At 65.2% G+C, this 11,996-nt stretch carries 10 protein-coding genes; 6 read left to right on the plus strand and 4 right to left on the minus strand.

Annotated features, from left to right (window positions below):
* Window positions 1-96 precede the first annotated feature (96 nt).
* Genes J2Y83_RS28770 through hflK (J2Y83_RS28785) form a run of 4 tightly spaced genes read right to left on the minus strand, consistent with a single transcriptional unit; the run spans window position 97 to window position 5,938 of the window.
* On the minus strand, window positions 97-1,983 hold the full coding sequence (locus J2Y83_RS28770) for a cation-translocating P-type ATPase (RefSeq protein WP_253400209.1): 1,887 nt from the start codon (window positions 1,981-1,983) through the stop codon (window positions 97-99).
* A complete protein-coding gene (gene hflK, locus J2Y83_RS28775; protein WP_253400210.1) occupies window positions 1,980-3,014 on the minus strand; it encodes a protease modulator HflK in 1,035 nt (344 codons plus the stop codon). Before hflK (J2Y83_RS28775) ends, J2Y83_RS28770 begins: the two co-directional genes overlap by 4 nt.
* The gene (gene hflC / locus J2Y83_RS28780) at window positions 3,011-4,000 is read right to left on the minus strand and encodes a protease modulator HflC (RefSeq protein ID WP_253400211.1); all 990 of its coding nucleotides are present in this window, start codon (window positions 3,998-4,000) and stop codon (window positions 3,011-3,013) included. The genes hflK (J2Y83_RS28775) and hflC overlap by 4 nt, the downstream gene beginning before the upstream one ends.
* A gap of 12 nt (window positions 4,001-4,012) precedes the next feature.
* Window positions 4,013-5,938: a protease modulator HflK gene (hflK, locus tag J2Y83_RS28785; protein ID WP_253400212.1), complete on the minus strand. Its 1,926-nt coding sequence runs from the start codon at window positions 5,936-5,938 to the stop codon at window positions 4,013-4,015.
* Between the two features lie 319 nt (window positions 5,939-6,257).
* Between hflK (J2Y83_RS28785) and J2Y83_RS28790 the strand changes: the two genes are divergently transcribed.
* The 6 genes from J2Y83_RS28790 to J2Y83_RS28815 are packed head-to-tail and all read left to right on the plus strand — an operon-like array spanning window position 6,258 to window position 11,944.
* Window positions 6,258-6,881 (plus strand): CDP-alcohol phosphatidyltransferase family protein, encoded by a 624-nt coding sequence (locus J2Y83_RS28790; RefSeq protein ID WP_253400213.1) that lies wholly within the window; start codon window positions 6,258-6,260, stop codon window positions 6,879-6,881.
* A 10-nt stretch (window positions 6,882-6,891) separates the two neighbouring features.
* Complete coding sequence (locus J2Y83_RS28795; RefSeq protein WP_253400214.1) at window positions 6,892-8,646, plus strand: bifunctional alpha/beta hydrolase/class I SAM-dependent methyltransferase; 1,755 nt, start codon at window positions 6,892-6,894, stop codon at window positions 8,644-8,646.
* 2 nt (window positions 8,647-8,648) lie between these two features.
* Window positions 8,649-9,947 carry a phosphatase PAP2/dual specificity phosphatase family protein gene (locus tag J2Y83_RS28800; protein WP_253400215.1) on the plus strand — a complete coding sequence of 433 codons (1,299 nt, stop codon included), beginning with the start codon at window positions 8,649-8,651 and terminating at the stop codon, window positions 9,945-9,947.
* A complete protein-coding gene (locus tag J2Y83_RS28805; protein WP_253400216.1) occupies window positions 9,937-10,380 on the plus strand; it encodes a hypothetical protein in 444 nt (147 codons plus the stop codon). The genes J2Y83_RS28800 and J2Y83_RS28805 overlap by 11 nt, the downstream gene beginning before the upstream one ends.
* Before the next feature lie 9 nt (window positions 10,381-10,389).
* Window positions 10,390-11,010: a lysophospholipid acyltransferase family protein gene (locus J2Y83_RS28810; protein WP_253400217.1), complete on the plus strand. Its 621-nt coding sequence runs from the start codon at window positions 10,390-10,392 to the stop codon at window positions 11,008-11,010.
* Window position 11,011: 1 nt separating this feature from the next.
* Window positions 11,012-11,944, plus strand: coding sequence for a phosphatidate cytidylyltransferase (locus J2Y83_RS28815; protein WP_247408497.1), 933 nt, complete (start codon window positions 11,012-11,014; stop codon window positions 11,942-11,944).
* Window positions 11,945-11,996 lie beyond the last annotated feature (52 nt).

Below are 11,996 nucleotides of genomic sequence, written 5' to 3' on the forward strand. Positions count from 1 at the left end.
GTGGTTAGGTCGGCTGAGCAACATGCTCAGTCCCGACATACCCCTAGAGTGAGGTGACCCCTTGCCGTTACAGCACCCTCGAAAAAAACCTGACAGTTATTTCTCCAGCTTCGACAGCGGCTCCTGAAACCGCAGCAAACGCCCGGCATTGCCCAGCACCAGCAAGGTGCTGAGGTTGTGCAACACCGCCGCGATCATCGCGCCGGCGGCGCCCAACCAGCCAAACGCGGCGAACACCACGATGGCCAGCGTCCAGCCCAGGCCGATGATCACGTTGACCTGCAACGTGTGCCGACACTGGCGACTCAAGCGCACACACGTGCCCAGGCGGCGCAAGTCGCTGCCAATCAACACCACATCCGCCGAGGCCAGCGCGATGTCCGCACCGCCCGCGCCCATGGCCACACCGACCACGCCCGCTTTGAGCGCCAGGGAGTCGTTGATGCCGTCGCCCACCACCATCGGCCGGAAACCGCTGCGGATCTCGCCCAATACGCGGTTGAGTTTGTCTTCCGGCAACGCCTGAGCTTCGACATCGCTGATGCCGACGTCGAGGGCCAGGCTGTCGGCCACGCTTTGACGGTCGCCGGTCAACAGCAGTTGGCGACCCAGGCCCAGGTCGCGCAGCTCTTGCAGGGCCTGGCGCGCTTCGGGTTTGACGCTGTCGGCGAGCAACAGCCAGGCGAGGAACGCACCGTTCAAGGCCAGCCCGGCAATCGGGCCATCATGGTCGGGGACGCGGGTGGTGACGATGCCCAACTGCTCGAACAGCTCCGGCCGGCCCAGCGCCGCTTCGCCCTGCGCGGTCCGGGCCACCACGCCGAGGCCTTGGCGTTCGCGGATGTCGGTGAGCACCAACAGCTGTTCCTGGCTCGCCAACCCCGCCAACGCGCGGCTGACCGGGTGGCTGCTGGCCGACCCGAGGCTGGCCGCCAGGTTCAACAACCCTTGGCGGTCCGGCGCGGTGGTTTCGATGGACTGCAAACGCAGGGTGCCAAAGGTCAGGGTGCCGGTCTTGTCGACCACCAGCGAGGTCAGGTCCGCCAACTCTTCGAGGAACGCCGAGCTGCGGATCAGAATCCCATGCCGCGCCGCCACGGCAATCCCGGCAATCGCCGTGGCCGGGGCCGACAGCACCAGCGCGCATGGGCACGCCGCCACCAACACCGCGAGCATCGCCTGGGCGTCATTGGTAACAAACCACGTCACCGCCGCCAGCAACAGCACCAACACCATATAGCTGCCGGCGTAGCGCTCCAGCAGCCGCGTGATCGGCGGCTTGGAACGCTCGGCGTTCTGCATCAGGGCGATGACCTTGCCCAGGGTCGACTCGTTGCCGGTGCGCGTCACCTCCAGGCGCAACAACCCGTCGAGGTTGATCGCACCACCAAACACTTGCACGCCGACACTGGCTTCCAGCGGCACCGACTCGCCGGTGATCGGCGCCGTGTCGAGGCTGGCCTGGCCCGACAGCACCACGCCATCGGCGGGCACGCGGTCGCCGGCGCGCACTTCGACAACGTCGCCGGTGTTCAGCGTGCCGTTGTCGACTTCGCTGATGCTGCCGTCCGCCTGCACCAGGCGTGCGTGGCTGCGGGTCAGTTTGCCGAGGGCATGGATCGCTTCCTGGGAGCCGATCACGCTGCGCTCTTCCAACACATGGCCGAAGATCATGATGATCGGCAGCAACGCGGCGGTCAGCAGATCGCCCGTGGCCCATGCGCCGAGCATCGCCAGGGCGATAAGCTGGTCGGTGATGCCATGCAGGCTGGGAAAACGCAGGCTGTACCAGGCCGAGCGCATCACCGGCACGGCCACCAGCAGCGAGGCCACGCCGAGCAGCAACTGGCTGACGCCGCTCTGGTCCGGCGCCAGCCAGCGCCACACCAGGCCCAGCACGAGCAAACCGAGGGCGAGCATGGCCAGGGTCAATTGCCGGGCGGCGCTGCGCTGCTCGGCGGATGTCAGCATGGGCGCGCTCATTGTTCGGCTCCCTGAATGATCAAGCGGGAGTCGTCTTTGGGATCGACCGTGGTCACGGAACCGGCCTGGCCGAGAATCTTCGGCAAGCGTTCGCGGTACAGGCGCAACAGCAAGCCGGGGTCTTTGACCTGGGCCAGGCTGGCGACGGTGGCGGTTTGCGCCTGGGCGTTGGCCAGGCGTTCGCTGGCCTGGGCGTGGGCGACTTGCACCAGGCGGTCAGCCTGTTGATTCGCGGTTTGCGTGAGTTTTTCCGCGTCGGTCCGCGCATTCGCCACGGCTTTGTCGGCTTGCTGACTGGCGGTGAGCACCGCATTGAAGGCATTCACCGCCGGGCTCGGCAGGCTCGATTGCACATCGACGCGGGTGACTTCGATGCCCACTCCCAAGCCGCTGGCAGTCAACTGTGCCAGGCGCTTGTTGATGCCTTGCACCAAGTCGCCGCGCAGCCGTTCACGACGCTCGGCGGCGCCGTTGTCGCTGCCGATCAATTCGGGGCGCGCCACCAGAATCGTGTCCAGATCCCGCGCCGCCGTCAGGGCCACGGCGCTGCGCGTCACCAGACGATCCAGCGCCGGCAGCACGTGCTCGCCCTGCAACACAAACGCATACGGCTCGGTGACCTTGTAGAACACCCGCACATCCAGCTGCACCACGCCGGCGTCGCCGGTCAGCAGGTAGCCGGAGCCGGCCAGGGCATCGCTCAACGGCGTGGCCAAACTGGCCACGCGGTCGGCCTGCACCGCGGCATCGGAACGCAGCAGGTTGTCGACCCGCCGCTCGATCACCCGGTCCGCCGCCGGCAACAGCACGACCTGCTCGAACGGCTGCGGCCACGCCAGCAACAGCCCGGCATTCTGAATCCGATCAAGCGCGCCGAAGTGCAACACCACGGCGCGATTCTGCGGGTCGATCTGGCGCACATTGGAAAACGCCCAGGCCAGGGCGGCCAACACCGTCACCGCGTACAGCGCCATGAACGTCAGGCGCCCGGCCTGGATCCACGGGCTGTCCGGGCTGTCACGCTCGGTCATGGCTGGACATCCTTCGGCCCATCCACCAATGCGCGGAACGGCGCAGCATCGGTACGCAGGATGATCCTGGTGCCCGGGGTGACCACGGTGCCCAGGGTATCGAGCGAACGCAGCAGGTTGTACAGCTGGGGATTGCCCGCGTAGGCGCGCCCATAAATCTGCGCCGCTTCGACCCGCGATTGCGCTTCGATGTCGGCGGCTTTCACCGTGGCATCGGCCTGCACGATCCGCGCATCGCGCTCGGCGGCAGAGCGAATCTGCGCCGCTTCACGCTTGCCCACGGCGGTGCGTTCGGTGGCGATGGTTTCACGCTCGGCGCGCATGCGGTCGACGGTGGCGGTGAGCGTCACCGACGGCAAGGTCAGGCGCTCGATGCCCACCTGCGCCACGCGCACGCCATAGGTGGTGAGCAATTGTTGATCGATCTGCTGGCGCAACTGCGCTTCGAAATCGGCGATGCGCACTTGGCTGGCATCGGTATTGATCAGGCTGGACAGGTCGAAGCTGGCCGCCGTGGTTTCCAGCGCCGAACCGACAAAGGTCCGAATCTGCCGCGCCGCTTCATCCGGCTGGTTCTGCACCGCACGCATGAAGCGCTGCACATTGTCGGCATCGCCCTGCACCTGCCACGCCACGTAAGCCTGCACGATGATGCGCAGGCCATCGCGGGTGCCGACGTCCTGCAAACCGCTGGAGGTGGTGCGCAGGCGCAGGTCCACCGGGATCGCCGCTTCGAACGGCGCCGGCCAGCGCCAGCCCAGGCCCGGCTCCAGCAGCACCCGCGACGGGTTGCCGAAACGGGTAATCACCGTGGCTTCGCCGGACCGCACCTGCACCAGGCTCGCGGCCGCGACCGCAAACAGCACCAGCAGCACGGCCCAGGCCATGCGCCGCCAAGGGAATGGGCCGGCGGGTTGTTCATCGCCATGGTGGTGGTGATGGTGGCCGTGGTGGTGGTGACCATGATCGTGAGAATGAGCGCTCAACAGACAGACTCCTTATTGAACGGCTTTGCGCGGCACCGAGGGATCGGCCGGCAAGGAAAAAGAACGCAGATCGATCGTCGGCGCACTGTCGGCGCCCAGGCGATGATCCAGAATCAACAGCTTGGCGTGGGCCAGGCCCTGGGTCAGCTGGCCGAGGTACTGCTCCAGCACGAAGGCTTTGCCCGCGCTGGCGTAGGCCTTTTGTTCGGCGGCAAAACGCAGGTCCGCCGCCTGGGCGCCGGCATTGACCTCGCGCGCGGTAGCCTGGGCCTGGTCGCGGACGGTGCTGGCTTGCAGCAGGGCCTGGTTGGTTTGTTCGCTGGCGGCGCCGCGTTCGCGGGAGATCAGCGCCTGGGCGCCGATCTGCGCCGCTTGCACGCCGTGATAGGCGTTGGCGGCACCGGACGGTGGGTGGATGGCTTCGACCACCGTGGCGAGAATTTCCACGCCGCTGTCGAGTTTTTGCAGGTCCGCTTGCACGGCGCGGCCGATTTTGTCGGCCAGGCCGGTGCGTTGTTCGCCGAGCAATTCGTCGAGGGTGCGCGAGGCAAAGTCATGCACGAGGATACGGCTGGCGGTGCTGCGGATCAGGGTCGGCACATCCGCACTGTTATAAGTGGCGGCAAGCGCAGCCTGGTCGGTCAGGCCGATACGGTAGACGAAGCGCACATCCATATTGACGATCTGGAAGCTCTGCTTGTCGCCACGGCTGCTGGCGATCACCTGGGATTTGTCATTCACATGGCTGGCGTCCCACAGGCGGTTGGCGATCAGCGGCGCCGGGCCTTCGGCGGCCGCGAGTTCCGGGCTGGCGGCTTCGCCGACGCTGGTCGCCAGCTCATGCACCACGCCGTTCTCCACGTTCAGCACGCGGCCCAACGGCCACGGCAACCCGGCATGCAGGCCAGGGCCGAAGACTTGCACCGGTTTGCCAAAGCGCTCATAGATCCCACGGCCTTGCAGGGGCACTTCATGCACCCCCGTCAGCGCCCAGCCGACGGCCAGCACCACCAGCAGCACCGGCAGAAACGCCCGGCGCATGTAGGTAAACGCCCAGATCTGGCGCAGGTCGATACCGAAGCGGTTATGCAATTCGTGCTGCAAGGCCTGCAGCGGTTGCGGCGGCCAGCGCAGCAGACCGGCGATAAAACTCTGCGCCATCAGGCGCGGTTCGAGGCGCGGTTGGCGCGGGCTGAACAGTGACAGCACGGCCCGTAACAGAAACTCCAGCGCGACCAGCGCCGGCAACAGCCCGACCAGCGTCGCCAGGCGCAGCGGCCACACCGACCCGGCACTGGCAAACAGCAGGCAAATCGCGCTGATCAGCAGGCACGCAATCGCCACCCGGCTCAGTTGCGCCAACTGCGCGGCTTCCGGCCATTGCGCGGCGGTTTCCTGGGCCAGGCGCCGCTCGAACACCAGCAGGCCAAAGGCCAATGCCAAGGCCAGCGCGGCGCCGATACTGGCGGATTGGCCGACCGCTGCCGCCGGCAAGCCCAGGTTCCAGAACTCGATGATGCTGACCAGCGCGAACAACGACCAACCGCCGAGCCACAACACCGGCGCGCCGATCTGGGCCAGCAACCCTCTGCCAAAACGCCCCACCAGGCGCGCCTGCCAGCCGGCGGGTTCGTCCTCTGCTACGAGTAACTCAGGTGCCGACGCTTCCAGCGCCTGGGCACGCCAATCGGCAACCCACCACGCCGACTGCAACCCGGCCACCAGCACCAGCAGCGCGGACGCGCAGTTGATCAACACCACCGGCCAGATCGACACCGGTGCAAACAGCGCAACAAACAGCGCCAACACCCAGCCGCTGATGGCCACGGCAGTCAGGCTGATACCGGCTTGCCTCAATCGACGGGCCTGGAACAGCCCTTGCTGAAAACGCGGCAGGCCTTCAACCGAAGCGCCGTCAGCTTCTAGATCCACTTGCATCCACTCATGCCCGCTTGTACATAATTCGTTACGATATAACACAATGCGTGAAATTTTTGTTCGCTGAACGCCGTCTTTACATGCAACACAGATCCACTGTGGGAGGGGGCTTGCCCCCGATCGCTCTGGGTCAGTTGATGCATGGGTTGGCCGGTCCGCCGCCATCGGGGGCAAGCCCCCTCCCACATTTGTTCTTCATCGCGCTCCGGAGCGTGACTAAACCCCCATAAACACGCGCCATCACTGGTGCAGGCTACGATTAATCGGCACACTCCCGAGCAGTTTTTCGCGGGTTCACGGACAAGGAAGCGTCACCCCCATGATTTCGATCTATCAGCTCAAACCGCGGTTTCAAAACCTGCTGCGCCCCCTCGTGCAGCGCCTCTATGACAACGGCACCACCGCCAACCAGATCACCGTGCTGGCCGGGGTCATCTCCCTGCTGGTCGGCCTGCTGATCGCCGGCTTTGCCCAACACCTCTGGGTGTTTGCGCTGATCCCGCTGTGGATGATCGTGCGCATGGCCCTGAACGCCATCGACGGCATGCTCGCCCGGGAATTCGGCCAGCAGTCGCGCCTGGGCGCCTACCTTAATGAACTGTGCGATGTGATCGCCGACAGCGCGCTGATCCTGCCCTTTGCGCTGATCCCCGGCGTCAGCCTGGCGCCGGTGCTGCTGGTGACCTTGCTGGCGGTGTTCAGCGAATACGCCGGGGTGCTCGGGCCGATGGTCGGCGCGTCACGGCGCTACGACGGGCCGATGGGCAAAAGTGATCGGGCATTCGTCCTCGGCGTGCTGGCCACCGGTGTGGCGTTGGGCTGGCTCGGCGCCGGTTGGGTCGACACGGTGATGTGGCTGGTCGCCGCCCTGCTCGCCTACACCCTGGTCAACCGGGTGCGTCAGGGCCTCAAAGAAGAACAACACATTTCCCCTTCTGCATAAGGATTTTGCGATGCGCGAACAGCAAGAACACACCTTCAGTACCCATGATAGCGTCGAGCTTTTCTACCGGCACTGGCCGGCTACCGCCCCAGCGGACGGCGAGCCGCGCAAGGCGATCCTGCTGTTCCATCGCGGCCATGAGCATTCGGGGCGCATCGCCCACCTGGTCGATGAACTGAACCTGCCGCATTTCGACTTCTTCGCCTGGGACGCCCGTGGCCACGGCCAATCTCCCGGCGAGCGCGGCGACAGCCCCAGCTTCGCCACCAGCGCCCGCGACGTGCAGACTTTCTGCGACCACATCGGCGCCACTTACGGCGTCGAGGCCGAAAATACTGCAGTCATCGCCCAAAGCGTCGGCGCAGTGATCGCAGCCACCTGGGTCCACGACTACGCGCCGAAAATCCGCGCGCTCGTGCTCGCCTCCCCGGCATTCAAAGTCAAACTGTACGTGCCCTTCGCCCGGCCGGGCCTGGCGCTGATGCGCAAGTTTCGCGGCAACTTTTTCGTCAACAGTTACGTCAAGGCCAAGTTCCTCAGCCACGACCCGGAACGCGTTGCGTCCTACGACAGCGACCCGCTGATCACCAAGGCGATTTCGGTGAATGTGCTGCTCGGCCTGTACGAAGCGGCCGACCGGGTTGTCGCCGATGCCCAGGCGATCCAGGTGCCGACCCAACTGCTGATCTCTGGCTCCGACTTCGTGGTGCATCGCAAACCCCAACAACAGTTTTTCGACCGCCTCGGCAGCCTGAAAAAAGAACTGCATATCCTCCCCGGCTTCTTCCACGACACCCTCGGCGAGCGCGACCGCGCCGTGGCCGTGAGCAGCGCCCGACGTTTTATCCTGCAAAACTTCACGCACCCGCTGGACCGCGCCTCACTGCTCGATGCCGACAAGCTGGGCGCCACCTGCGCCGAATCCGAATCCCTCGCTGCGCCGCTGCCGCGCAATTCCTTGCGCGACCTGTATTGGCGTATGACCCGCGCCAGCATGGGCCTGGGCAAAACGCTGTCAGACGGCGTGAAGCTGGGCTTCGACACCGGTTTCGACTCCGGCAGCACCCTGGACTACGTGTACCGCAACACGCCCACCGGCAAAGGCCGGCTGGGCCGGATGATCGACACCAACTACCTCAACTCCATCGGCTGGCGCGGCATTCGCCAGCGCAAGCTGAACGTCGAAGAGCTGCTGCGCCTGGCCATGACCCAGTTGCGCACAGCGGACCGCGAAGTGCGCATCGTCGATATCGCCGCCGGCCACGGTCGCTACATTCTCGAAGCCTTGCAGGGCGTTTCGCCGCTGCCGGAATCGATCCTGCTGCGCGACTACAGCGACATCAACGTGCGCGACGGTGGCGCACTGATTCGCGAGAAAGGCCTGGGGGATATCGCGCAATTCGTCAAAGGCGACGCGTTCGACCGCGCGGACCTGGCGGCGCTGGCGCCCAAGCCGACGTTGGCGGTGGTCTCCGGGCTGTATGAATTGTTTGCCGACAACGCCATGGTCGGCGGTTCGCTGGCGGGCTTGGCCGAAGCCGTGGAGCCCGGCGGTTATCTGGTCTACACCGGCCAGCCGTGGCACCCGCAGTTGGAACTGATCGCCCGCGCGTTGACCAGCCATCGCCAGGGCCAGGCCTGGGTGATGCGCCGGCGCAGCCAGGCAGAAATGGATCAACTGGTGCAAGCCGCCGGTTTCCGCAAGATCACCCAGCGGGTGGATGAGTGGGGCATCTTTACCGTGTCCCTGGCGCAGAAGATCTGAACATGCGCGAGCCCGGCCTGTTAAAGCCCGCGTTCCTGTGGCTGTTGCTGTTAGCGCCGCTGTTTTTCAGCACCTATGGCTTTGCCACATGGGTCACCAGCCAGCGCAGCGACGTCGGCACGCTGGTGTTCGATTGGGAAACCCACATGCCGTTCTGGGCCTGGACCATCGTGCCCTACTGGACCATCGACCTGCTCTACGGTTTCTCCCTGCTGTTGCCCAACAGCCGCCATGAACTGAAGCAACATGCGCTGCGCCTGCTGAGTGCGCAGCTCATCGCCGTGAGTTGCTTCCTGATCTGGCCGCTGCGCTTCACCTTCGAACGGCCGGAGCTGGATGGCGTGTTCGGCTGGCTGTTTGCCGTGCTGGCCGGTTTCGACAAACCGTTCAACCAGGCGCCGTCGCTGCATATCGCGCTGCTGGTGATCCTGTGGATCATGTACCAACGCCACACCCAGGGCGCCTGGCGCTGGCTGGTACACGGCTGGTTCGCGCTGATCGGGGTTTCGGTGCTGACCACTTATCAACACCACTTTATTGACTTACCCACAGGCGCCCTGGCGGGTTGGCTGTGCGTGTGGCTGTGGCCGCTGGAACACCCGAGCCCGCTGTTGAATGCGCGGCTGACCCGCGATTCCACGCGCTGGCGGCTGGGGTTGCGCTATGGCCTGGGCGCGCTGGCGCTGATCATCCTCGCGTTTACCCTCGGCGGCGGGTGGCTGTGGCTGCTGTGGCCGGCGCTGTCCCTGGGGCTGATCAAGGCGAATTACGTCGTCCTCGGCGCGCCAGGTTTCCAGAAACGTGCCGACGGTCAACTGACCCCCGCCGCGCGCTGGCTGTATGCACCGTATCTGGCGGCGGCGTGGCTCAATTCGCGGTGGTGGACACGCACGCATCCACAACCCGACCTGATTGTGGATAACGTCTGGCTCGGGCGGCTGCCTACCGCGCGAGAGCAAGGTTCATTCACGGCCATCGTCGATTTGTGCGCGGAATTGCCGATTAATCCACAGGGCCGCGCCTATCAATGCGTCCCCGTACTCGACCTGATCGCGCCGACCCCCGCCGAATGCCTGCAAGCGGCGCAAGCCATCGAACGCCTGCGCGCCAGCGGCGCCGTGCTGGTGTGCTGCGCCCTCGGCTATTCGCGCAGCGCTACCGCCGTCGCCGCCTGGCTGCTGCACAGCGGGCGCGCCGCCACGGTGGATCAAGCACTGGCTATTATTCGTACAGCACGGACCCAGGTGGTCCTGCATCCCGCTCATCGCCATGCCTTGGAGGCCTTGCCCCATGCCTGCTGATATGGAACTTCAGGTCGTCGCCAGCCTGCTGCGCCGTGGCCGCTCACTGGATCAGTTATCCACAGGCCTGACGCTGCTGGGCGTGTTATTCGGCCTGGCGCAACTGTTGATGGCCAGTGTCGCGCCGATCTGCCTACTGCTCAGCCTGTGGATGATTATCCTCGGCCTGCTGCAGAAGTACTGGGCACTGCGCGTGGCCTTCGACGCCGACCTGTTCACCCTGCTCGCCCGCGACACCGAACGCACCCCGGACCTCGACCAGGCCCTGCAAACCCTCGGCCTGCAGTCGCCCAAACGCGCCGGCCGGCCCTGGCCCGAACGCCGTCGCGGCGCCCTCAAACTGCTGCGCAAGCAAGCCTGGCTGCTCGGCGCGCAAGTGCTGCTGACCCTGGGCGTGATCCTCGCCAGCCCTTGGCTACCTTTCACCGGATAAGGAATCCCCATGTTCGAACCCGTGGTTGCCACCCTGATTACCTCGATGGCCCGCACCGTCACCGGCGCCCGCAGCCTGTGGCTGGGATGCGCGCCGTTGCCGGTGCAACGCATCTATTTCGCCAACCACAGCAGCCACGGCGACTTTGTGTTGCTGTGGGCATCGCTGCCGCAGAACCTGCGCAAATTCACGCGCCCGGTGGCCGGCAGTGACTACTGGAATAAAAGTGCGCTGCGCCGCTACATCATCCGCCGCGTATTCAACGGCGTGTTGATCGACCGTGAACGCAAAGACCCTGTGGATAACCCCTTGCAGCCCATGCTCGCCGCGCTGGAAGGCGGCGACTCGCTGATCATCTTTCCCGAAGGCACACGCAATCTGGAAGACGGCTTGCTGCCGTTTAAAAGCGGCCTGTATCACCTGGCAAAAAGTTACCCACAGGCCGAATTGATCCCGGTGTGGATTGCCAACCTCAACCGGGTCATGCCCAAGGGCCGCGTCCTGCCGCTGCCTTTGCTGTGTACCACCAGCTTCGGCGCCCCACTGCAATTGGAAGACGGCGAAGACAAAGCGGCCTTCCTTGCCCGCACCCGCGACGCCCTGCTCGCCCTCGCCCCGGAGCATTTCTGACATGGATAGCCAAACCCTGATGCTGTTCGGCGGGATCGGCGCGATCCTGGTACTCGCCTCGCTGATCGGCCTGATCCTCAAGCTGCGCACCCGTGGCACGCCGAATGCGGTGATCGACAACCTCAATGCCCGCATCAACGCCTGGTGGGTGATGGTGGTGGTGATCGGCATCGCCTTCTGGCTCGGCACCGGCGCAGTGATCCTGCTGTTCTACGCCGTCTCGTTCTACGCCCTGCGCGAATTCCTCACCCTCACCCCCACCCGGCGCAGCGACTACCCGGCCCTGGTGGCCGCGTTCTACCTGGCGCTGCCGCTGCAATACCTGCTGATCTACGCCGACTGGTACGGGCTGTTCTCGATCTTCATCCCGGTGTACGTGTTCCTGCTGCTGCCGATCCTCGCCTCCCTCGGCGGCGACAGCACACACTTCCTGGAGCGCGCCTCGAAGGTGCAATGGGGCTTGATGATCGCAGTGTTCTGCGTGTCCTTCGTGCCCGCCCTGCTCACCCTCGACATCCCCGGCTATGAAGGCCGCAACCTGCTGCTGATCGCCTACCTGGTGATCGTGGTGCAACTGTCGGACGTGTTGCAGTACGTGTGCGGCAAGCTGTTCGGCAAACACAAGATCGCGCCCAACCTGTCGCCGTCGAAAACCGTCGAAGGCTTTGTCGGCGGCATCCTGCTCTCCTCGCTGATCGGCGCGGCGCTGTGGTGGACCACGCCGTTCAACCCGTGGCAGTCGTTCCTGATTGCGCTGCTGATCAACCTGCTGGGGTTTGCCGGCGGCATTGTGATGTCGGCGATCAAACGCGACCGTGGCGTGAAGGACTGGGGGCATATGATCGAAGGGCACGGCGGGATGCTCGATCGGCTGGATTCGGTGTGCTTTGCGGCGCCGATCTTCTTTCATCTGGTGCGCTATTGGTGGACCTGACAAACAGCGCCCTCAAGCCTGACGAAGATCAACATGTGAATCCCAGCCCCCC

The organism is Pseudomonas marginalis, assembly GCF_024169655.1.
Taxonomy (GTDB): Bacteria; Pseudomonadota; Gammaproteobacteria; order Pseudomonadales; family Pseudomonadaceae; genus Aquipseudomonas; species Aquipseudomonas paraveronii.

What these genes read in the sequence shown, in the direction of transcription:
- J2Y83_RS28770 (WP_253400209.1), bottom strand. Translation starts at nt 1,983, where the DNA reads ATGAGCGCGCCCATGCTGACATCCGCCGAGCAGCGCAGCGCCGCCCGG.
- J2Y83_RS28815 (WP_247408497.1), top strand. Translation starts at nt 11,012, where the DNA reads ATGGATAGCCAAACCCTGATGCTGTTCGGCGGGATCGGCGCGATCCTG.
- J2Y83_RS28800 (WP_253400215.1), top strand. Translation starts at nt 8,649, where the DNA reads ATGCGCGAGCCCGGCCTGTTAAAGCCCGCGTTCCTGTGGCTGTTGCTG.
- J2Y83_RS28810 (WP_253400217.1), top strand. Translation starts at nt 10,390, where the DNA reads ATGTTCGAACCCGTGGTTGCCACCCTGATTACCTCGATGGCCCGCACC.
- J2Y83_RS28795 (WP_253400214.1), top strand. Translation starts at nt 6,892, where the DNA reads ATGCGCGAACAGCAAGAACACACCTTCAGTACCCATGATAGCGTCGAG.
- J2Y83_RS28790 (WP_253400213.1), top strand. Translation starts at nt 6,258, where the DNA reads ATGATTTCGATCTATCAGCTCAAACCGCGGTTTCAAAACCTGCTGCGC.
- hflK (WP_253400212.1), bottom strand. Translation starts at nt 5,938, where the DNA reads ATGCAAGTGGATCTAGAAGCTGACGGCGCTTCGGTTGAAGGCCTGCCG.
- hflK (WP_253400210.1), bottom strand. Translation starts at nt 3,014, where the DNA reads ATGACCGAGCGTGACAGCCCGGACAGCCCGTGGATCCAGGCCGGGCGC.
- J2Y83_RS28805 (WP_253400216.1), top strand. Translation starts at nt 9,937, where the DNA reads ATGCCTGCTGATATGGAACTTCAGGTCGTCGCCAGCCTGCTGCGCCGT.